The following is a 21,040-nucleotide window of genomic DNA, read 5'->3' as shown; positions in this document are numbered from 1 at the left end:
ATGCCGTTTATTGCCGAACTCGTCATTTCCGTTCTGATCGTGATTGGCGGATTGTTCCTGCTGATCGGGTCGTTCGGGATGCTCAAACTGCGCGAATTGCTGCCGCGGCTTCATGCGCCGACCAAGGCAACCACGGTTGGCGTTGGCGGAATCCTGATCGCATCGATGCTGTTCTTCTGGATCGAACGCGGGCATTTCACCATACATGAATTGCTGATCACGCTGTTCCTGTTCCTGACGGCACCGATTACCGCGAACCTGATCGCCAAGGCCTATATGCTGCGTCATGTCGATCCGCACGCGGACCTTCCGAAAAGCGGTCAGGACGAAGGCTGGGCAACCTTTGATCCGGTCGGCCCGGATGGCTATGACCCCAGCGAGGAATACAAACCCGATCAGAAGTGAACACGGGTGGAGATTTGCAAACGGCACCGTTCATGCGGTGCCGTTTTGGTATGCTGTTAACAGGAAAACCGCATGATCCTTGAAACCGAACGGCTTTGGCTGCGTCCGCGAACACTGGATGATCTTGAAGACTGCTTTGCGATGGATCGTGAACCCGGTGTGACCGACTTTGTTCAGGGGCCATGGGCGGACGAAACCGAACATCGTGCCTTTATCCATGATCGCATCACCATGGATTACGGGCCGGGGCTTGGATACTGGTCGCTGTTTTTAAAAACGGAACCGGATCGTTTCATTGGCTGGGTACTCCTGATCCCCGAGGATGCGGTTGGGCCCGAGATCGAAATCGGCTGGCGGTTGAAACCGGCTTTCTGGGGCAGGGGATACGCATCCGAAGCCGCCAATGCCCTGTTGGCGCATGGGTTTGAAAAAATGAAACTGCCCGGTTTTATTGCCTGTATCGATGCCCGGAATATCGGGTCACTTGCGGTGGCGCGAAAGATCGGCATGTGTCCTCACAAGGACGACAACGATATCGTGCAATATGCGATCACGGCGGATGATTTTGCAAAACGTTCTCATAGATGACATTGCCGATCTGCCTCTGATCTTGTTATGACAAGGGGCAGGAGGGGCGCGTTTCACATGCCGGATTTCAGCATCGAAGATCAGTATTGCGGGCGGATCGCCGGGATCGACGAGGTCGGTCGCGGACCGTTGGCCGGGCCGGTGGTTGCGGCGGCCGTTATTCTGCCGCGCGATGAACGGTTGCCGGAAGTCCTTCTGGGGGAACTTAACGATTCCAAAAAGCTGTCGGTCAAGAAACGCGACTTTCTGTTTGAGCTGATCATGGGCTGTGCCGAGGTTGGCATCGGTGCGGCATCTGTCCGCGAGATCGACCGGATCAATATCCTGCAGGCAACATATGTCGCCATGCGCCGTGCGGTGGCGCGCCTGCCGCAATGCCCCGATCAGGCGCTGGTGGACGGCAATCGTGACCCGGGGCTGCCCTGTGCGGTGGAAACGGTCATCAAGGGCGATGGCAGATCATTATCCATCGCGGCGGCATCCATCGTTGCCAAGGTCGTGCGCGACCGCGCAATGACCCGCCTTGCCGTGCGCTATCCGCATTTCGGCTGGGATGGCAATGCCGGTTATGGGGTGAAAAAGCATATGGACGGGCTTGGCATTGTTGGCCCAACCCTGCATCACCGCCGCAGTTTCAGGCCGATTGCCGAATTGCTCGGAATTCTGTCCTGATCCTAGGCTAATGCGGTACGGTTTTTGGGCACGACGTGCGCACGCACCAGATCAACACCGTCTCCGTCGCGTGTAATCGCGGCAAATCCGTCCTTCTGGCGCACCGTGACCCGTTCCTGAACCCGGCATTCGGTACGGAACTGGATATCGATGCTTTCGGGATGGAAGTCCGGTTTTGCATCCGCACCGGTTGCGCCAAGGACCCACTGCATCAGGCGGACATTGTTGACATGCCCATACAGGTCAAGGTCGGATGGCCGGGCCTTTATGCTGTCGATTTCGGGTAACGGGTCGCTGGTAAAGGGCGGCCGAAACGGCGGCGCGATCAGTTTCGGGCCGGGCGTGTTTGGCAGCCTTTCCTCGATCCAGTCAGGCCAGCTTGCCGCGCGCCGTTCAATCAGGTCGAACATCACCCAGAAGCTTTGCGCGACCGCAATCACATCACCCTTGCCGTCGATCAGACGGAAATCGCGGGTGGCAACACGTCTTGCAACGCCCGATGGCCATGTTTCGACAATGATATCCTCGCCATTGCCGGGATAGCGCCGCACATGAATGACCATGCGCGCCAGCACCCATGCCATGCCCTGATCCATCGTATCGTCATAGGCCAGTTTCAGGATACGGGCGCCCCAGCCGGCCGCATCCTGCATGTAATCGGCGAGGGCCGGCAGCATCGCAAGGCCGTTATCCCCAATTTCCGAATATCGCACGCGATAGGTGCCGCGCCATCCGCAATTGGCGGGCAGGGCCGGTCTGGCGATTTCGTCCCAATCGATGATCATGTCGGCCAATCCTGTGTCATTCGATGACAGTTATAGAAACCCGGTTGGCTGCTTGCAAATCCGGACTGCAAATTCGCAATACGAACCGGGATGTCCCGAAGGTTCATCTTGCTCATTTCGGCAAAGCTGGTGATGATGGTTAAATTCAGGGGTGGGCTGCATCATGTGTATTTTGTGGCTCTTTGGGGAACTATCAAAAAAGTGAATGAACATATGCGTTCATTTAAAACGAAGAATACAGTTCCCTTGGATTGAATTTAAAAGAACAGTGATGTTTAATTAAATGGAAAAGCGAAAATACAACAAGACGTTACGCGCAGAAAAAGAAGATGAAACGCGCCTGAAGATTGTCGAGGCCGCGATGAGTTTGCATGGTGAAGTCGGCCCTGCACGCACAACCATCAGCGCGATTGCCGACCGCGCCGGGGTGCAGCGCCTGACGGTCTATCGGCATTTTACCGAAGAAAATGAACTGCTTGATGCGTGCTTGTTACATTGGCGGAGCCTTAACCCGCCGCCTGATCCCGCATCATGGCGCGAGTCGGTGGCAGAGGGTGACTGGGGCCTTGCGATCCTTAGCATGCTTTATCACTATTATGGTGAGACGGCCTATATGTGGGATCATTGCTATCGGGATCGGGAGAGCGTTGCGGCGCTTCACGAACAGATGACGGGCTTTGATGCCTATCTCGACATGCTGTGTGTTGATGTGCTGGCAAGCCTTCCCGACGCCCGGCGCAAGGGCAAAATGTGCAAGGCTGTTGCGCGGCACGCGGTGCAATTTGCGACATGGCAGTCGCTGTCACAGACGGGCGTGGAAAATTCGGAAATGGCGGCCCTTATGGATGACTGGCTGCATAAATGCCCGGTTTCGTGATCGGGCTTTGCCGTCTAATCCATCGGTCGCTGGCGCATCTTTTTGACATCGCCGCGTTTCTTTTTCGTGTCGACCCGTTTGCGTTTCGCCGATAGGGACGGGCGAGTTTTGACGCGGAACTTTTTGCGTTCGGCGGCTTTGCGCAGCAGTGCCAGAAGCCGTTCTATCGCGTCCTGCTTGTTGCGTTCCTGTGTGCGGAAACGCTGCGCGTCAAAGATGATTTCCCCGTCATTGGTCAGCTTGCTGCCTGCCAGTTCGCGCAGGCGATCACGCACGCGTTGCGGCAATTCCGTCAGATCATCGATGCGCACGCGCATTTGAACCGCGGTCGATACTTTATTGACGTTCTGGCCGCCCGGACCGGATGCACGCACGAACTGGAATTGCAGGTGGCGTTCATCAAGGTAAAGATCATTTGAGATTTCGAGCATGGCGGATCGTCTAAGTAATGGGGCGATAAGTTGTGCGGCGAACTTGCACGGCGGATGCCCGGAAACCGGTGGGGGCTGTCGATTGAAAATCGATCGCATTCCACCTACATTGAAGGCACTTACCCTGTCAGGGGCGGGCAGGGCTGTAAACAGGAAATAAGACGTGCAGGCATCGTATCTTTATCTGGCGTTGGGCTGGCTTTCGGTTGGACTTGGCATTGTGGGCGCATTTCTGCCAATTCTGCCGACCACCCCCTTCATGCTGCTGGCAGCCTGGCTGTTTAGCAAAGGATCGCCGCGCCTGCATGCGTGGATTTACAACCATCCACATTTTGGCCCGTCCATCCGTCACTGGACCGAACATGGCGTGATCAACCGTCGGGCCAAGATCATGGCGATGTCGGCCTTTGTCGTGGTGATTGCCGCATCCCTGATCTTTGTTGAAAACCGCTGGGTCGTGATGATCCAGTTGCTGGTCGCAATCCCGGTCAGCTGTTTCATCCTGTCACGCCCGTCGCGCATTCCCGCATCCATCCCGGTAACACAGGGCGGGGAGCCGGGCACAGGCGTCTGATGCTGTCGGGGGTTGGGGTATTGCCGCTTAGCCCGATTTACGGGTCAGTTCTTCCTGACAGGTTTCTTCGAGCTTATCGAGTTCATCGAGTGTCGCGTCGATATCCTGACGCTGTTTGCGCAGGGTATCGCGGCGCTCATTGATCTTGTCGACAAGGATGGTCAGCTGCATGATTTCGCTGCGGTCCGTATCATACAGGTCCAGCAGATCACGGATTTCCTTAAGCGAAAAGCCAAGCCGTTTGCCGCGCATGATCAGACGCAGGCGCACACGGTCACGCTGGCTATAGATGCGGGTCTGCCCCTGACGCGCTGGCGCGATCAGTTCCTGGTCCTCGTAAAAACGGATGGTACGCGTCGTGACGTCGAACTCGCGGGCAAGGTCGGTGATGGAATAGCTGTCGTTCATGACATCCCGTTCAGGTTTACGCTTACGTAAACGAAAACTACATGCTTTCTTGTGCGATCACAATCGGCAATTCTTTTGGCAATTCAACGCAGAACGTGCTGCCTTTTCCCGGTTCGCTTTCAACCGTGATCGTGCCGCCATGCCGGTCAGCGATTTTTTTGCAGATCGCAAGCCCGATGCCGGTCCCGGCATATTCCCCGTAACCGTGCAGACGTTTGAAGATTTCAAAGATTGTCGCGTGATATTGCGGTTCGATACCGATGCCGTTATCGGCAACAAAAACCTTCCAGCTTTCATCGGTTTCCCCGGCATAGATCCGCACTTCGCCTTTGTCGGGATCACTGTATTTAAGGCCGTTCGAAACAAGGTTCTGGAACAGCAGCAAAAGCTGGCTGGCATCACCGGTCACGGTTGGTAGAAAGCCATCGCGAACAATGTTGCCCGCCGGACCCAGTCCCGCCCGCCGGAAATTGGCGGCAATCGCGTCAAACAGGCTGTCAAGTGGCACTGCATGGAACGGTTTGCCATGCCGCCCGACCCGCGACAGGGTGAGAAGATCATCGATCATGCGCTGCATGCGCTGGGTGCCATCGACCGCATAATGAATGAATTCGTCGGCGGTTTCGTCAAGCTTGTCCTTGTATCGCCGCGCGATCAACTGCGTATAGCTCGACACCATGCGAAGCGGTTCCTGCAAATCGTGGGACGCGGCATAGGCAAACTGTTCAAGCTCGCTGTTGGATCGTTCCAGTTCCGCCATGGTGCGCTGGATTTCCATTTCATGGCGTTTGCGCTGGGAAATGTCACGCAGGGTGATGATGTAATGATATCGCCCGTCAGCCGAAAAGTGGCTGATTGCGACTTCAAGGGGCACGTTGCGGCCGTTTTTGGTGCAGGCCAGAACCTCGATCACGCCTGTGCCAAGATCGGTCAGCAGACGGTCCGCAGTCGGGCGTTGCGGTGGGGTATGTTTGCTGTCGGGGAGCAAAAACCGGATGATGTTGCTCAGTTCCGGGTCGCCTTCGGGGCCGCAGAGTTCCTGAGCACGGGCATTAAGCGGTTCGATATTGCCGTCATCGGATGCGACCAGAATCGCATCAATGGTGTTTTGCAAAATCGCACGTGTACGGTCTTCACTGCGTCGGGTCTGGGTCACCAGCTCGGCCAATTCGGCGGCCTGCTGTCGTAAAAGCCGGTCGCGCTGCACGGCAAGTGTGACGTCACGTACAGTCAGTGAACACAGCTTGTCCCCGCGCGATGTCGTGATCGGATGAACACGGATGGATTGTTCCATGCGTTCAAATGTCGCGGCAAATTGCGGCAGCGGACGAAGCGGCAGGGCCCCCTGATTAAGGGACGGCGAAATCACAGCAGGCATGCCGAATTCCAGGCAATCCTGAATGGCCTGGCACAGGCGCCCCAACCGGGTTTCGGGGAACAGGGCGCTTAACCGTTTACCGATTGCCTGTTCGTGCAAAATCCCCGACCGGCTTTGCATCCACTGGTTCCAGTGGCAGATGGCCCGGTCTGCCCCGATCACCACAAGGCCGACATCGGCTGTATCAAGCAGATTGCCGTAAAGGTCGGCGGCTTCTGCGGCATCCTTGATATCGACAATCGGGGAGGTGGGTTTTGTCATCGCGCTGCTGCCCGTTAACCGAGCGAGTTTTCAAGGAAACGCCGCACGAGTTCCCTCAGGGTCTGGATCGAGTCAAGATCCATGACAAACAGCACATAACCATCAATATCATTCTGGCGCAGCATGAATTGCACATGCAGGATCATCAGAACCGGCATTTTACCCGAGGTGGTATCGTACGCGGCCTCATCATTCAAAAGCGCCTTGGTTTCGCGTTTGCGGAAGGTCGGCATCGAACAATTGATCGGCTCGCCCAGAACGTTGGCAATACTGCCAAGACAGGCATTCAGGATGATGTTGCCGACCTCCATCAGGGCTTCCTGTTCCAGATCGGTCAGGGTATCAAGCGGCACATCAACCTTAAGCAACCGTCGCACCAGTTCAAGGCTGCGTTTTTCGGGGAAAACCAGCATCGCCTCGCCCTTGAACGGGCCATCGAATGTCTGGCTGACGGCGGAAACCACTTCTTCGGGCGACGATGTCAGGTTTGAATCGGAAAACCGTTCGACAAAGGTGATGGTCGGGACCGTCAGTTCGACCGGCTGATCAACCATTTCCGAAAGTGACGCGGCGGCGCGACCGACCCCGATATTGATCAGTTCACTGATCGTGTCATGTTCAAGCTCGCTCAGATCGATCATCGCCCGGCTTCCTTGCCTTTCAGATAATCGCAAATCTTTTCTTCGGTCGGCGGTTTGGCAATGAAATCCATGCCCAGTCCCGCCGCCTTGTTCTGGATTTCCTTCTGTATATTGGCGGTCAGAAGCGCAATTGCAGCATCGGGATAAGCCGCGCGAAGCTTTTCGCCCAATTCCAGCCCGTTCATGCCCGGCATGTTGAAGTCGATCACAAGGTAATCATAGGCGTGCTCGGCCGCCATTGCCTGCGCTTTTTCGGCTTCTTCGGCTTCATCCACCCGCCAGTCGGCAAAGTTGCTGGTGATAAAGGCCTTAACCAGCAGTCGGGCAAATTTGCTGTCATCGACAAGCAGGACGGATCGCTTCTGGGACATGTTTTTCTCGGATCTTCGGTTTGTGTTTTTGTGGTATCAGCGCCATCCGCAAGGATAGGTCCGATTATAGAGTAGGCGCAACCTTGCGCGAAAGCTGTTCGATCTGTTTGGCGATGATATTTGCCGGCCGCGGTTCGGAAATCAGGAAGCCCTGGATTTCGTCGCAGCCATGTTCACGCAGGAAATCAAGCTGTTCCTGGGTTTCGACACCTTCTGCCACGACTTTCAGGCCCAGATTATGACCCATGATAATAATCGTATTTGTGATCGCGGCATCGTCGGGATCGGTCGTCACATCGCGGACAAACGACCGGTCGATCTTGATCGAATTGATCGGCAACCGTTTCAGATAGGCCAGCGAGGAATATCCGGTACCGAAATCGTCAATGGCAATCTGCAGGCCAAGTTTCCGCAATTCATCAAGGATTGATGCGGATCGTTTGATTTCATGCATCATCACCGTTTCGGTGATTTCAAGGACAATACGTGATGCCGGTGTCGCGGTTTCGTCAAGGATGCGCGATATCGTTTCGGTAATCCTGCCTTCGATCAACTGGCGGGGCGACAGGTTAACCGCAATGCTGACAGGCGGCAGGCCGAGCAGATCCCATTCGCGGATCTGGTCACAGACCCGGCGCAGCACCCATTCCCCGATCTTGCCGATCAGGCCGGTTTCTTCGGCAACCGGGATGAATTGCATCGGGGAAATAAATCCGCGTCCCGGCTGGTTCCAGCGTATCAGGGCTTCCAGTCCGGCAAGACCGCCGGAAGCCAAATCTATTTTAGGCTGGTAGTAAAGTTCGAACTGACCCTGTGCAAGGGCTTCGCGCAGATCGTTTTCAATTGCCAGACGGGCAACCGCGCTTTCATTCATCGTCTTGGTAAAGAAGTGATAGGTCCCGCCACCACGGGCCTTTGCGCTATACATTGCCGTATCGGCATTGCGCATCAGGGTCGGGAAATCATCCCCGTCGGCAGGGCAAAGGGCGATCCCGATGGATGGCGTGATAAACAATTGCCGCCCCTGAATATCAAAGGCCGGGGACAGGGCATCAAGAACCGCCTGCGAAAGTGTTGCGGCGTCCTGTGTTTCGCGCAGGCGCGGAATGATGATCAGAAATTCGTCCCCGCCCAGGCGGCCAACGACCTCCTGTCGGCTGACAACCCGGCGCAGCCGGTCGGCAACGGCCTTAAGCAGCAAGTCCCCGACATTGTGGCCAAGGCTGTCATTGATCAGCTTGAATCTGTCCAGATCAATAAACAGGATGGCAGTGGCCCGGTCGCGCGGTCCCTGTGCATCGCGCTTGTGACCTTCCAGAGCCGTTTTCAGACTGTATTCGAGCATGCTGCGATTGGGCAGGTTCGTCAGCGCATCGTGGTTGGCCATATAGACCAGTTGTTCCTCGTAGCGCTTGCGCGCTGTAATATCGTGCAGAACAGCCGTGATCAGTGGTGTTTCCGCCTCGGGGATCGGGCGGAAGGCCGCGCTGACTTCAATTTCGGTCTTGTCCTGACGTACCAGCGGCAATGTCAGGCGTTGTTCGGCCACATGGTCGCGGGTTTGGAAACCGGCAAGCTCGGTCAGGCATTCTTCGAAATGCGGGATCGCACGCGGGGCGACGAATTCAAGAAAGGACCGGCCTTTTGGTGTTTCGTCTTCGGAAAGTCCCAGCAAAGGGAAGGATGCGTTGTTGATTTCAACAATGGTGCCGCCCGGTGTGATCGTCAGGATGCCGTCGGCAACGTTCTGGACGATGGCGCGAAGACGGGATTCGTTATCGCGCATCTGCTGTTCGGTCTGGCGCAATTTGCCAAGCGAGGTCGCAATACCGTCAACCAGTGATCGGACCGAGTGCGACAACAGACCCAGTTCGTCGCGTTCATGATGGCGGGCAACCGTGATGCCGGTGGCATCGGGATTGTCGCGGTCAATGCCGATGACGGCCTGGGATATGCGCAAAAGCGGTTTGGTCAGGGTCAGATAGAAGAATGCAACCAGCGCAAGGCCGAGCAGGAAGTTGCGCAAAATGCCAGATGTCAGGATACGGGTTGCACGATTGATAAAACCGTCAGCAATCAGATCGGTATCGATCCGCACCACAAGATGCCCGACAAGATCGCGACTCTCGCCGATTTCAAGAGGGACATCATATTGCTGGTTGTTACCAAACATCATTTCGGTCAGGGCTGAGCGGCCCGATGACGATTGCGGGCGTGACTGTTGCGCCAGCACATTGCCGAAATTGTCACGAAGGGTTGCGCTGTAAACCGGTTCGTATTCAAACAGGCCTGATACAACGCGCGCGGCAAGCGTTTCATCAAGGCCATAGGCCGCCTGTGTCGCGGATTCGCGCAAAGTCGACAAAACCTGATTAACGGTCCTGTCGATCAGGTTGCGTTCTTCATGCAGGTCCCAGGCAATTTGGGCAAAACTGAAAAACAGACCAATCAAAAGGGTGATTATGACGGCTGCACGTGCCTGTTTGACAGACAAGCGATCACGCCATCTGAGCCGTTGCGTTTTCAGGCTACCCTCCGCCAATCCACACCCCTGCATGGCTCTATGACCATTTGCACAGTCAAGACTATGTGCTTAATGCGTCAAAAGCAATTGTTGCACGGCTTCTAATACTGGAAAAAGGCGACGAAATCTGTATTTTCCGCCCAAAGCCGATTTTGCCTGTCCGATGCGCGTTAAAAATCTGCGATATCGCAATGCGTCGAAAGAGCAATACTACTAAAAAAAATGGGATTTTATTGGAGTTGCACACAAGCGTCGTGCGTGATAACCCAATCCCCGAGAGAGAACAAGGCCGAGCGCGGGCGCAGCCGCATCACGGCCTCGCAACCTGAACGGAGTTACACCATGACCTATGTGGTGACAGAAAACTGCATCAAGTGTAAGTATCAGGACTGCGTCGAGGTTTGCCCCGTCGATTGCTTCTATGAAGGTGAAAACTTCCTGGTTATTCACCCGGACGAATGCATTGATTGCGGTGTCTGTGAACCTGAATGTCCGGCCGAGGCCATTATTCCCGATACCGAGCCGAATCTGGATAACTGGCTCGAAATCAACCGCAAATTCGCGGAAGTCTGGCCGAATATTACGCGCAAGGGTGATGCACCGGCCGATGCCGACGAATGGAATGGCAAGTCGGGCAAGACCGAATTGCTTAGCGAAGCACCGGGAACCGGTGATTGATCGCACGCGTTAAGCGCCTGTAAAACAACTGTTTTTGCGCCCTAATTTTATTGGCGCATGGCTGCATTGAGCCGGTCGCACGGAAAAAATCTGTGATAGGCCGGCTCTTTGTGTTATTGTGGGCAACTCGCGTTCAAGGGCTCGGCAGGCTCGCTCCGCGCAGTCGGATCTCCGTTATTATATCCTGTCAAAAACCGCGACTTCGCCAAAAGCATGGTCGTGTGAAGCTCTTCGCGTCGCTGGGTCTATAGTGTTACAGTTGAATGACCAGGCCTGTTTGGGCCGGAAGGAAGCTTGATGTCGGATAAGTTGCCCTTTGCTGTTGGCGATTACGTTGTTTACCCCGCACACGGTGTTGGCCGTGTTGATGGCCTGGAAACCCAGGAAATCGCGGGTCAGGAATTACGCCTTTACATCATCACTTTTGAATCGAGCCGCATGACCTTGCGCGTCCCGGTCAATAAGGTGGGCAACTCCGGACTGCGCAAGCTGTCCTCGAAAAAACAGATGGACTCGGCGCTTATCACCCTTAAGGGCCGTGCACGCGTCAAACGCACCATGTGGTCGCGCCGTGCGCAGGAATACGAAGCAAAGATCAATTCCGGTGATCCGGTTTCGATCGCCGAAGTGGTTCGTGACCTGCATCGCACCGCCACCCAGCCTGAACAGTCGTTCTCCGAACGCCAGATTTACGAAGCAGCGTTTGAACGCCTCGTTGATGAACTGGCCGCGATCGAAAAGATCGACAAGGACAAGGCATCGGGCAAGCTCGAAAAACTGTTGCAGAAAGCTGCCTGATACGTCTGTACAGCTTTCTTATACAGAGACCTCTTTTTAAAAACCGGCCTACAAGGTAATCTTGGGCCGGTTTTGTTTATTTTGGGCACGTTATGGCGATGAGCGCAGTTCTGGCACCGATAAAACCGGCGGACAAAATTTGGACCGTTGGTGCGATCAATGGCGATCTTGCCGCGCTGCAGGCCATTCATGGCAAGCTTCGGGGTAAAATCGCGGCGGGTGATCGTCTGATCTATCTTGGCAATTACTGGGGCGATGGCACGGCCGAGGCCGTATCGGGCGCCATCAATGAAGTGCTGCTGTTCCGCCGCTATTTCCTTGCCAAGGATGGTGTTGATATCGCCGATATCGCCTTTCTGCGCGGTGCGAGCGAAGAAATGCTCAGTAAATTGCAGCAGATTCATTTCGCCCCCAACCCGGGCGAGGTATTTGACTGGATGCTGTCGCGCGGTATTGCCGGAACACTTCGGGCCTATGGCTTTGATCCGTCGCATACGCAGGCCCTGATGCGGCAGGGTGCACATGCCATTTCGCAATGGACCGGCCAGTTCGGCGAAGCCTTCCGCAGAAAGCCCGGGCACAGTTCACTTTTGTCTGATCTTAAACACGCGGCCTATGCCACCGACGGATCACTGATTTTCGTTCATGCGGGGCTCGATGGATCGCGCCCGCTGACCGGGCAGACGGATACCTTCTGGTGGGGCGGGTCGATGTTTGAAAGCATCACGGACCGTTATTACGATTGCCGCCGGATCGTCCGCGGATCGGCACCGGGCAATGCCGGCTTGCAGGAACGCGAATTCACCCTGTCGATTGATGGCGGGGCCGGGCGGGGTGGTCAGTTGATCGCGGTTGCGATTGGCCGTGACGGCACGATCATTGATCGCATCGAAAGCTGATTTGAAAAATGTCAGATAAAAAGGGCAGCAAACCGGATTTGCTGCCCTTTTTGTTTAATCAATCACAACTTTGACCATCGAATTGGTTGCCGGTGGCTGGCCGGGTGCAAGCCCGTTCAGCACGGCAAAGGTTTCGGATGGTTCGCGTGATACCGCCATCTGACCGACAAAGGTCGACAGGTCATATTCCGGGTTCACCGCGCGCACCTTGATCCGCAGCGGATGGAATTTCTGCTGTTCCTCGCGGGTGAGCGGCCGGAAGCTGTACGTCGTGCGGCGTAACGCCACGTTATAATCATCGACCTTATTAAGTGGTGTGATGAACAGGAACTGATAGGCGTTTTCGCCGTGCCGGATCACGACCACACGCAGGCGCGCCTTCCCGCCGGAATTCAGATTGACGTCGGCATAGCCGGTGGCGGCTTCCTGACCGTTGATATCAATATTCTCGATATTGGTAATCGCGATCTTGCTGGAAAAACCACGTGCCAGATATTGATCAAGTCCGACACCCTTGGCCTTTGGCGCCCCTTCAAACACGATCTGCGCGCCGCCGTCATCCTGGGCGATGACGGCATCGGGCTGGTTGATCATTGAAAATCCGTCGGGCACGTCAAAGCGGAAATCAAGCGGCACATGGATAAAGGCAGTGCCCCGCACATAACCGTTATCCGGGCCATCACCATAAATAATACCGTCAATCGCACGCATATAACGCACGCTGCCGACTTCGGGATTGGCGACCGGGGTCACGTTGGCGGCTTTGTGGGCCTGCTCGATCCGGTCAAGGGTGCGTGGGTGGGTAGCCATGAAATCAAACTGATCGATTTCGTCGGGTGACCGTCCGGCCAGCTTCGCCTGCAGGCGCGAATGGGCACGCAGTTTTTTCAGGAAAGATGCCATGCCTTCCGGGTCATATCCGGCGCGCGTGATGTAACGCACGCCCAGCATGTCGGCCTCAAATTCATGTTCGCGCGAAAACGACTTCAGATAGGCATTCGCCCCGGCACCAACGATATCGCCCGCACCACTGCCAAGGGCAGCCGATAGTCCCCCGGCAAGGATTTGTGTCAGGACACCGCGGCTGTAACGCTGGGCGGAATGGCGGGCGACCACATGGCCGATTTCGTGGGCCAGAACCCCGGCAAGCTCCGCCTCGTTCGAGGCAAGTCCCGCCAGACCACGGGTGATATAGACATAGCCGCCAGGCAGTGCAAAGGCGTTGATCACCTGTGAATCAAGCACGGTAAAGGTGAATTTTTCATCCGGTGCCTCGGATACTGCCACCAGCTTGTTGCCGATTTCCGTGACATAGCTTTGCAGGTCTTTTTCATCATAATCGCCGCCAAACTCGCGGACGATCTTCGGATGTTCCTCGGCACCGACCTGTTTTTCCTGCTCGGGGGACATAAAGGCGGTAAAGCTGTCTTCGCCTGTTGCACGATTGGTCGAGCAACCCGCAAGGGCGGCAATCAGGCCAAGTGCGCCAATGGCGGTTGCCAATCGTCTTGTCTTGCGATGAAAAAGCCAGCTCATTGAAGTCTTTCCTCTTATGCCCGCGATGCGTATCCTTTGCCGGAAACGCCATTTTATCCCTTACGATGTGGTAGCGCGTGTTGGCTTGCCAATCAATATCTTGCAGCAATCAAACATATTCGCAAAAATCGGGAAATTTTGCGGCGAACTTTGCTGTTCGTGTTGCAGGGTGCCTGTTTGCGGCATCCCTGATTGCAGTCACGTCCACCCCCGCGCATGCACAGGAATGGATATGTGGCCCTGACTTTGGTTCTGCCAAAATTGACGTGGCCAATGCTGATGGGGTTGTCGCTGGAGCGCGTGGCGGTGATCTTCCTGTCATGCCGGTCCGAATGGCAAGGTTTGATGCTGTTGATGCTCTGATCACAGCCGCGCAGGCCGATATCCTATGGCGTCTGGCCGATATCGCCTTTGTGCCGGAATTTGAAAATGCCGCGCTTGTGTTGATGAAGGGCACAGCCAATACCATCACCGGCCTCGTCGCATATGGCCAGAATCCGGATTTTGCCGGGCGTCACGTCGCCGACATGCAGGATAACGCAGGCGGGTTGTGGCAGGAAAAGCTTCTGGAACAGGGGCTTGTGATCCTTCTGCCCGAAGGCGACCGCCCGATTGATACCCTGATTAAAGCCGAACAATCCGCCATGACGCAGCAGGCCGGACTTTGGGCGAGCAGCCAAAACCCGGCTTACCATTATGCCGGTTCATCGGGGCTGGCGGGTGATCTGCCCGATGCCGCGCAGGCCATCGGGCGGTTTGCGGTGATTGACGGGATTCTTGAACGTATCGAAGACCGGGAATGGCGCAGTTATCTTAATTTCGGTTCCAACTGGCGCGACGATTTCACCGTGATGATCGACCGCGACCGTCGTAACGTCATCGCCGCCACCGGGCAGCATATGGAAGACTGGATTGGCCGGAAAATCCGGGTCCGCGGCCTGATCGAAGACCGCGGTGGCCCCTATCTTGAACTCGCCAATCCGGCGTCCCTGTGTGTGGAACAGTCTGTCGGTCAGCCGTAAACGGCTTTGGACTTGTCCAATAACACTTTAGACGTGTAGAAGAATGGGACGATAGATTCCAAGAGGCTCCCCAATGCTTTATCCCGAGATTGAACCCGCTTATTCCGGCTGGCTGGAACGGCCCGATGGGCACGAAATCTATTGGGAAGAACTTGGCAACCCCGACGGCATTCCGGTGGTTTTCCTGCATGGCGGGCCCGGTGCCGGGATGTCGCCAAATGCGCGGCGCTTCTTTGATCCCGAAAAATACCGGGTGATCCTGCATGATCAGCGCGGTGCCGGTAAATCCCGTCCGTTCGGCAGTCTTGAAAACAATACGACCGACCATCTGATCGGCGATATCGAAGCCCTTCGTGAGGATCGCGGTATTGATAAATGGCTGGTCTTTGGTGGTTCGTGGGGATCGACGCTGTCGCTGGCTTACGGACAGGCCCATCCGGAACGTGCCTTGGGCTTTGTCCTGCGCGGGATATTCCTGTGCCGGGATCAGGAAATCGACTGGTTCATGGATGGCATGGGCAAAATCTTTGCCGAGGCCGAGAAGAAATTCCTTGCGGCTGTGGGGTTTGATCGCAATCCCGGAAGTGCTGCCCTGCTGAAGCGATTTGGTGATGTCTTTGCCGGCAAGGAAGGCGAGGCCGCTGCCATTGCCGCGGCGCGTGCATGGTCGGGCTATGAGGCCACCTGCTGCACATTGCTTCCCGATGACAGTCTGGTCGAGGATTTCGAAAGCGACGGGATCGCACTTGCGCTGGCGCGGCTGGAGCATCATTACTTCGTCAATAAGGGGTTTTTCACGCCCGACCAGTTACTTCAGAATACGGATCGCATTCGTCATTTGCCCGCCCGGATCATTCAGGGCCGCTATGACATCGTCTGCCCGCCGGTTTCCGCGTTTGATTTGCTCGCGACATGGCCGGATGCTGAAATGAATATCGTTGAGGATGCCGGTCACGCGGCAAGTGAGCCGGGGATCGTGCGTGAACTTGTGCGCGCCACGAACTCCTTTAATGGCACCGGATTTGATAAAAATTAAAACTGCCGGTTCATTGTTTTGTTGTCTATATCATACGGTTGGGTAGTATACGCCCGACATGATCTTAGAGGGGACTAAGTTGATGCGGTTGGTTTTGGGGAAAATCCTTGCCTTGCTTCTGGTGGCAGGATTTGCAGGCGCTGCACAGGCGCAGCAATTTCTTGGAAATAATAACGATTCCGGCCTGCTGGAATTTTCGACCGGTATGGTCGATATCACGCAGGATGACGAGGCGGCTGAATTCCGTCTTGATTACCGTTTCCAGCATGCGATGTTTGGCGTTGCCCGCCCGATTGCCGGTTTGATGGTCACCAGCGACAAGGCGGCACACGGTTATGGCGGGATTGCGATGGATGTGCTTTGGGGCGATCACTTCGTTTCAAGCATCTATACCTCGGTCGGTGCCTATCATCAGGGTGACGGCGAAGACCTTGGTCACTGGATCGAATTCCGTTCGGGCCTTGAGCTCGGCTTCCGCTTTGACAGCCGCGAACGTCTGAGTCTTGGCATTGCTCACATTTCGAATGCCAGCATCGGCGACGAAAACCCGGGTACGGAAATTCTGTCTCTGACCTATGCGATTCCGATCGACGCCATCTTTAACTGATCTTCGCTTTGGAACGATGCACCAAGCCCCGGTATCTGCGGGGCTTTTTGCGTTTCTGGTCAATGAAGGGCGAAATTTGGTTCGCTGCCGGATTGATCGCAGCTATCGAAGCTGCTAATTGAATGCCTCTTGCCGATAAAGTGCGCCCGTAGCTCAGCAGGATAGAGCACCAGATTCCTAATCTGGGGGCCACAGGTTCGAATCCTGTCGGGCGCACCATTTTTCCAGCACCAATATTTCCCGTCTATACAGAATAAGTTGTCAACAATAGATAGCTAAATGGGTAACTATTGTTGACGACTTATGTGGAAGGTATATAGTTACCCATATGACTAACCATGATGTCCATTTGAATCGTCTTTTCCACGCGCTGTCTGATCCCACTCGGCGGGCAATCATAATGCGCCTGAGCGAACGGGAATGCGCGGTCGGTGAATTTTTTAAACCGATGCCGATGGCGCTGCCGACACTGCTCAAGCACATCCGGGTTCTCGAAGAAAGTGGCCTTGTAACTTCGCAGAAAGTGGGGCGCGAGCGGGTCTGTCAACTGAAACCTGAAGCGATGCATGAAACGAACAAGTGGCTTGCCGACCAACGGGCGATTTGGGAGGGACGCATGGATCGGATGGAAGCTCTTGCTCTCGAACTTCATGCGGAGAAAGCACAACATGACACAAGCAAACCAAGAAAATAACGTTGCCTTGAATATCTGGTCACGTGATCGCGAAATCGTCTTGTCGCGCGTCGTTGCAGCGCCGCGAGAACTGGTATTCAAAGTCTGGACCGATCCCGAGCACCTGCCGAAATGGTTTGGGCCAGAGGGCTTTGGTGTCGAAACACTGGAAATCGACATTCGTGTCGGGGGGCGTTGGCGTTTCATTTTTTGGGGACCAGATGGAAAACGCTATGACAATCGGATGGTATTTCTGAAGGTTGATGCCCCGCAATTGCTGGAAATGGACCATGGTTCGGACAAGGATAACGACCCCGGTCGGTTCCGGGTCATCGTCACATTCGATGAACAAAACGATGGCAAAACCGTCGTAACGTTGCGCCAGCTGCACCCGACAAAAGAGCAACGCGAGGCTACAATTGGCTTTGGTGCCGTTGAGTTTGGTTATCAGACACTCGATAAACTGGTACGACATGTCGCGGCCATGCAAAATGCCTGATTGCAAGCGGCTTTAATCTTGTGCAGCACGTATCACGTGCTGCACATGAAAATCGTTTGCAAAGCATGAAAAACTTAGCCTGCGATCCTTACTGATGGTCAGAATTAGCTGTCGGGCGGCTATTCTTCCGAACGACCCGTACCTTCCCGATCCCGTTCATAGTGCTTCGCAAGCGGAAATTCAGGCAGCCAGTTTTCGCGGCGGATGGTCCAAAGTTCGTAGGTGGGCTTTAACTGATCGGGGGCATCAAGCGACCCGATATTGACTTCGATTTCATCCCCGCTATGCCCGAAAACCGATGATCCGCAGGTCGGGCAGAAATAGCGCCCCTGATAATCGCGGACGTCGCCTTCGATTGTTACCGCATCCTCGGGATAAACCGCCGATGCATGAAAAAGCGTGCCGTGATGTTTCCGGCAATCAAGGCAATGACACAGGCCCACGCGGTATGGCTTTCCGGATGCCACAAGCCGGACTTTGCCGCACAGGCAACCACCAGTGATTTTGTCCATTGGCTTCCTCCTTTGTGAAACTGCTGTGCATTACTGAATGCGGGCGTCCGTACCACAATACTCGATCAGAAGGTCGGTTAGGGCGCGAACCTTTCTGTCGGGATGCTGGGATGGCGGGCGGACAACATAAATGCCCGCAGGTGGAATGGGATAACGTTGCATCACGGGAACAAGCGCGCCCGACGCAATATGATCGCTGATCAGGCCATCGGGAAGATAGCCGATGCCAAGCCCCGCAAGTGCGGCTGCAACCAGTGCTGTGCCGTTATCGGCCTTGAAGCGGCCTTGCGGGCGAACCGTGATGACTTTGTCGCCATCCATAAGTTGCCATGCTTCGTTTCCCTTCATAAGAGCCTGATGCAACTGCAATTCTTCCGGTGTTTCGGGGGCACCGTGCGCTTTGATATAGTCAGGGCTCGCAACAACCGTTCCATAGATCGGTCCGACACGTCTTGCGATCAGGTTGGAATCCTGAAGATGTCCAAGGCGCACGGCGCAATCAAATCCCCCCTCGATCAGATCGACGACGTGATCACTGTAACAGGTATGGATATGCAGCAGGGGATAGCGCTTTGCCATTTCCGACAGTATTGGCGCGAAGTGATCAGGCCCAAAGGAAAGCGGTAAGGAAACCCGCAAAAGTCCGCAAAGCTGGCCGGTCGGCAGCAGGGTTTCCCTTGCCTCGTTGATTTCGGCCCAGGCTTTGGCCGCATGGTCGCGGAACACGGCCCCGGCTTCGGTCAAGGAAGCCCCGCGCGTGGAGCGCGTCAGAAGCTGAACGCCAAGTTCCGCCTCCAGCCGGATCAACCGCCGACTGACGACAGACTTGGACACGCCAAGCCGACGCGCGGCGGGTGTAACACCACCAGTATCAGCAACTTCTACGAATGTTTGTAGATCTTCTATGTCCAATTTGGTGTTCCCGTTTTTGCGACACAGCGTAGCAGAGTTGGTCGGTACCGCAACATCAGCAGCCATGAGAGTTTGGATATAGCCGCAGCCCAAGAATGACTTGCGGCAGAATAATCACACGATAGCTGCAGAGGATTATCATGACTTTTCGTAACGGCCTTGACTCACTTCTTCGCCCCGAAGATTCGGTACTCGTCCTTATCGATCATCAGCCCTACCAGCTTGCAAATCTGAACAGCCACGATCCCCATATGGTGATCAACAATACAGCAGGGTTGTCAAAGGTTGCCAAGGCGTTTGGTGTGCCCACCATTCTGACAACCGTGATCGCCGCCCAAGGTGGTCGCCTTTTCCCGCAGATTACGGATGTATTCCCCGGGCAGGAAATTATTGACCGGACATTGATCAACACCTGGCAGGATCCAAAGGTGGTGGATGCGGTCAGGGAAACCGGTCGCAAGCAGCTTATCATTGCAGGTCTTTGGACCGAGGTCTGTGTCGCGATGCCAACGATACAGGCGCTTGGTGAAGGCTGGGATGTGACGGTGGTGACCGATGCCTGCGGCGGTGTTTCGGTCGAAGCCCACGAAGTCGCCATCCAGCGCATGATTGCCGCCGGGGCAAACATGATGACATGGCTGGCCGTTGCATCCGAATGGCAACGTGACTGGGCCCGGACCGAACATGTTGCCGAAATGGCCGAAATCCTCAAAGACCATGCCGGTGCAAGCGGCAGTGCCTTCCTGTGGGAACAGCAACTGCTTAACACACCGGTTCCAAACGCCCGGGACTGATCCGGGCGGGGATGACGAAAGTGCCCCCCTGCAATGCTGGCCCTTGGCCTGCCTCGTCATCCCCAATTTATCCTTACGCCGTCTGACCGGTGATCGGGTTAACCGATATCACCGACATTGAGCTTCATTTCACTGGCCGTCGATTGTCAGGGCCAGGCCCGCAGTCATGGCTGCAATTCGCCGAAATCGTGAAGGGGCGCGCGCTATCCCATTTGCCCGAACAGAAGCGCGTCTTTAACCAAGGAAAAGGACCTGCCAGATGGCAAGCGAGAAAATCCGTAATCCCCATACCGACCAACTTCTGACGCCGCAAAATTCGATCCTGATAGTCATTGATTATCAGCCGATCCAGGTTTCCTCAATCCGTTCGATGCCCCGCGAAGAACTGGTCTTCAACATCACCAGCGTCGCCAAGGCCGCGATCAATTACGACCTGCCGATCATCCATTCGACCGTCAATGTCCAAACCGGTCGCAACAAGCCGCCTATTCAGGAACTTCAGGACGTGCTTGGCCATCTGCCGACCTATGATCGTACCTCGATCAATAGCTGGGAGGACACCGGGTTCAAGGAAGCCGTCAAGGAGATCGGTCGTCCGAAGCTGATCATGACCGCCCTTTGGACCGAAGCCTGCCTGACATTCCCGGCACTTGATGCCATTCAGGAAGGCTATGAAGTTTACGTGCCGGTCGATGCGGTTGGTGGAACGTCGCTTGCCGCCCACGAAGCGGCACTCCGTCGTATGGAACAGGCTGGTGTCAAACTGATCAGCCGGGTGCAGATGTATTGCGAGCTCCAGCGGGACTGGGCACGCGAGGCAACCGTCCCCGGTTTCATGGGTGTCTTTGATAATTTTGACGGTTTCAACGTCGAAAAGGCCGCCGAAAAATAGGCCAGGGGGCCTGTGAATTAAAGATGGCGAATGATGGCGGCGATCGGAACCGGGTTCGCCGCCATTTATTTACCGGCACGCTTTGCGATGGCCTCGCCTGTCAGGAAATACAGAAACCTGCCTGACCACGCACCCATTGCCGATAGCGGTCGGTTCTTCAGGATGCTTCTTTGCGGCGAATACAGCGAAAAGTTGTGACTTCCCAAAATCTTGCTCGTCTTGAAATGATCTTTGCGCCTGCACATATCCTTATATAACGGGCAAATC

General features: G+C 55.3%; 25 protein-coding genes and 1 tRNA gene. 16 read left to right on the top strand and 10 right to left on the bottom strand.

The genetic code is table 11. From position 1 onward, the window contains the following. The 3 genes from AUP42_RS01645 to AUP42_RS01635 all read left to right on the top strand — a co-directional run bounded on the left by AUP42_RS01645 (position 1) and on the right by AUP42_RS01635 (position 1,665). Positions 1-405 (top strand): Na+/H+ antiporter subunit G, encoded by a 405-nt coding sequence (locus AUP42_RS01645; protein WP_062948246.1) that lies wholly within the window; start codon positions 1-3, stop codon positions 403-405. A 72-nt stretch (positions 406-477) separates the two neighbouring features. After that, entirely contained in the window at positions 478-993 is a 516-nt protein-coding gene (locus AUP42_RS01640; protein ID WP_082824643.1) for a GNAT family N-acetyltransferase, read from the top strand. A gap of 57 nt (positions 994-1,050) precedes the next feature. Next, entirely contained in the window at positions 1,051-1,665 is a 615-nt protein-coding gene (locus tag AUP42_RS01635; RefSeq protein WP_062948244.1) for a ribonuclease HII, read from the top strand. Between the two features lie 2 nt (positions 1,666-1,667). On the opposite strand, the gene AUP42_RS01630 is transcribed toward AUP42_RS01635, so the two are convergent. Then, positions 1,668-2,450, bottom strand: a complete 783-nt coding sequence (locus tag AUP42_RS01630) for an acyl-[acyl-carrier-protein] thioesterase (RefSeq protein WP_062948242.1) — start codon at positions 2,448-2,450, stop codon at positions 1,668-1,670. 283 nt (positions 2,451-2,733) lie between these two features. On the opposite strand from AUP42_RS01630, the gene AUP42_RS01625 reads away from it, so the two are divergent. Beyond that, positions 2,734-3,327, top strand: a complete 594-nt coding sequence (locus tag AUP42_RS01625) for a TetR/AcrR family transcriptional regulator (RefSeq protein ID WP_062948240.1) — start codon at positions 2,734-2,736, stop codon at positions 3,325-3,327. A 14-nt stretch (positions 3,328-3,341) separates the two neighbouring features. On the opposite strand, the gene arfB is transcribed toward AUP42_RS01625, so the two are convergent. Beyond that, a complete protein-coding gene (arfB, locus tag AUP42_RS01620) occupies positions 3,342-3,758 on the bottom strand; it encodes an alternative ribosome rescue aminoacyl-tRNA hydrolase ArfB (RefSeq protein WP_062948238.1) in 417 nt (138 codons plus the stop codon). Positions 3,759-3,921: 163 nt separating this feature from the next. On the opposite strand from arfB, the gene AUP42_RS01615 reads away from it, so the two are divergent. Beyond that, positions 3,922-4,332 (top strand): YbaN family protein, encoded by a 411-nt coding sequence (locus AUP42_RS01615; protein WP_062948236.1) that lies wholly within the window; start codon positions 3,922-3,924, stop codon positions 4,330-4,332. Between the two features lie 27 nt (positions 4,333-4,359). Here the strand turns inward: AUP42_RS01615 and AUP42_RS01610 are convergent, their stop codons facing one another. From AUP42_RS01610 to AUP42_RS01590, 5 genes are all read right to left on the bottom strand, one after another. Then, the gene (locus AUP42_RS01610) at positions 4,360-4,740 is read right to left on the bottom strand and encodes a MerR family transcriptional regulator (RefSeq protein ID WP_062948234.1); all 381 of its coding nucleotides are present in this window, start codon (positions 4,738-4,740) and stop codon (positions 4,360-4,362) included. A gap of 37 nt (positions 4,741-4,777) precedes the next feature. Beyond that, positions 4,778-6,379 (bottom strand): ATP-binding protein, encoded by a 1,602-nt coding sequence (locus AUP42_RS01605; protein ID WP_062948232.1) that lies wholly within the window; start codon positions 6,377-6,379, stop codon positions 4,778-4,780. Between the two features lie 14 nt (positions 6,380-6,393). Then, complete coding sequence (locus AUP42_RS01600; RefSeq protein WP_062948230.1) at positions 6,394-7,020, bottom strand: chemotaxis protein CheC; 627 nt, start codon at positions 7,018-7,020, stop codon at positions 6,394-6,396. Further along, positions 7,017-7,391, bottom strand: coding sequence for a response regulator transcription factor (locus tag AUP42_RS01595; RefSeq protein ID WP_062948228.1), 375 nt, complete (start codon positions 7,389-7,391; stop codon positions 7,017-7,019). Before AUP42_RS01595 ends, AUP42_RS01600 begins: the two co-directional genes overlap by 4 nt. A gap of 64 nt (positions 7,392-7,455) precedes the next feature. Then, entirely contained in the window at positions 7,456-9,885 is a 2,430-nt protein-coding gene (locus tag AUP42_RS01590) for a putative bifunctional diguanylate cyclase/phosphodiesterase (RefSeq protein ID WP_062948502.1), read from the bottom strand. A gap of 372 nt (positions 9,886-10,257) precedes the next feature. On the opposite strand from AUP42_RS01590, the gene fdxA reads away from it, so the two are divergent. The 3 genes from fdxA to AUP42_RS01575 all read left to right on the top strand — a co-directional run bounded on the left by fdxA (position 10,258) and on the right by AUP42_RS01575 (position 12,290). After that, the gene (gene fdxA, locus AUP42_RS01585; RefSeq protein ID WP_007090191.1) at positions 10,258-10,593 is read left to right on the top strand and encodes a ferredoxin FdxA; all 336 of its coding nucleotides are present in this window, start codon (positions 10,258-10,260) and stop codon (positions 10,591-10,593) included. A 297-nt stretch (positions 10,594-10,890) separates the two neighbouring features. Beyond that, entirely contained in the window at positions 10,891-11,391 is a 501-nt protein-coding gene (locus AUP42_RS01580) for a CarD family transcriptional regulator (protein WP_062948226.1), read from the top strand. 92 nt (positions 11,392-11,483) lie between these two features. After that, positions 11,484-12,290, top strand: a complete 807-nt coding sequence (locus AUP42_RS01575; RefSeq protein ID WP_062948224.1) for a hypothetical protein — start codon at positions 11,484-11,486, stop codon at positions 12,288-12,290. A 54-nt stretch (positions 12,291-12,344) separates the two neighbouring features. Here the strand turns inward: AUP42_RS01575 and AUP42_RS01570 are convergent, their stop codons facing one another. Beyond that, positions 12,345-13,826 carry a M48 family metalloprotease gene (locus AUP42_RS01570; RefSeq protein WP_062948222.1) on the bottom strand — a complete coding sequence of 494 codons (1,482 nt, stop codon included), beginning with the start codon at positions 13,824-13,826 and terminating at the stop codon, positions 12,345-12,347. Between the two features lie 266 nt (positions 13,827-14,092). Here AUP42_RS01570 and AUP42_RS01565 point away from each other — a divergent pair, with 266 nt between their 5' ends. The 6 genes from AUP42_RS01565 to AUP42_RS01540 all read left to right on the top strand — a co-directional run bounded on the left by AUP42_RS01565 (position 14,093) and on the right by AUP42_RS01540 (position 17,663). Next, positions 14,093-14,848, top strand: a complete 756-nt coding sequence (locus tag AUP42_RS01565) for a hypothetical protein (protein WP_156484553.1) — start codon at positions 14,093-14,095, stop codon at positions 14,846-14,848. A gap of 73 nt (positions 14,849-14,921) precedes the next feature. Further along, the gene (gene pip, locus AUP42_RS01560) at positions 14,922-15,884 is read left to right on the top strand and encodes a prolyl aminopeptidase (RefSeq protein WP_156484552.1); all 963 of its coding nucleotides are present in this window, start codon (positions 14,922-14,924) and stop codon (positions 15,882-15,884) included. 82 nt (positions 15,885-15,966) lie between these two features. Then, positions 15,967-16,491 (top strand): acyloxyacyl hydrolase, encoded by a 525-nt coding sequence (locus AUP42_RS01555; protein WP_062948216.1) that lies wholly within the window; start codon positions 15,967-15,969, stop codon positions 16,489-16,491. 142 nt (positions 16,492-16,633) lie between these two features. After that, a tRNA-Arg gene (locus tag AUP42_RS01550) sits at positions 16,634-16,710 on the top strand. A gap of 109 nt (positions 16,711-16,819) precedes the next feature. After that, positions 16,820-17,185, top strand: a complete 366-nt coding sequence (locus tag AUP42_RS01545; RefSeq protein ID WP_062948214.1) for an ArsR/SmtB family transcription factor — start codon at positions 16,820-16,822, stop codon at positions 17,183-17,185. Continuing rightward, on the top strand, positions 17,160-17,663 hold the full coding sequence (locus AUP42_RS01540) for an SRPBCC family protein (RefSeq protein ID WP_062948212.1): 504 nt from the start codon (positions 17,160-17,162) through the stop codon (positions 17,661-17,663). The genes AUP42_RS01545 and AUP42_RS01540 overlap by 26 nt, the downstream gene beginning before the upstream one ends. A 119-nt stretch (positions 17,664-17,782) precedes the next feature. Here AUP42_RS01540 and AUP42_RS01535 read toward each other — a convergent pair whose 3' ends face one another. Together AUP42_RS01535 and AUP42_RS01530 are read right to left on the bottom strand one after the other, a co-directional pair. After that, positions 17,783-18,175, bottom strand: coding sequence for a GFA family protein (locus tag AUP42_RS01535; RefSeq protein ID WP_062948210.1), 393 nt, complete (start codon positions 18,173-18,175; stop codon positions 17,783-17,785). 30 nt (positions 18,176-18,205) lie between these two features. Beyond that, positions 18,206-19,087 (bottom strand): LysR family transcriptional regulator, encoded by an 882-nt coding sequence (locus AUP42_RS01530; protein WP_062948208.1) that lies wholly within the window; start codon positions 19,085-19,087, stop codon positions 18,206-18,208. Between the two features lie 140 nt (positions 19,088-19,227). Between AUP42_RS01530 and AUP42_RS01525 the strand changes: the two genes are divergently transcribed. Both AUP42_RS01525 and AUP42_RS01520 read left to right on the top strand, forming a co-directional pair. Continuing rightward, complete coding sequence (locus AUP42_RS01525) at positions 19,228-19,881, top strand: hydrolase (RefSeq protein ID WP_062948206.1); 654 nt, start codon at positions 19,228-19,230, stop codon at positions 19,879-19,881. A gap of 259 nt (positions 19,882-20,140) precedes the next feature. Beyond that, the gene (locus AUP42_RS01520; RefSeq protein ID WP_062948204.1) at positions 20,141-20,773 is read left to right on the top strand and encodes a hydrolase; all 633 of its coding nucleotides are present in this window, start codon (positions 20,141-20,143) and stop codon (positions 20,771-20,773) included. The last annotated feature ends 267 nt before the right edge of the window (positions 20,774-21,040 follow it).

It is taken from the genome of Thalassospira lucentensis, assembly GCF_001613805.1.
GTDB classification, from domain to species: domain Bacteria; phylum Pseudomonadota; class Alphaproteobacteria; order Rhodospirillales; family Thalassospiraceae; genus Thalassospira; species Thalassospira lucentensis_A.
The sequence above is the reverse complement of the archived record's forward strand: the minus strand, read 5'-3'. Positions and strand labels throughout refer to the sequence as shown.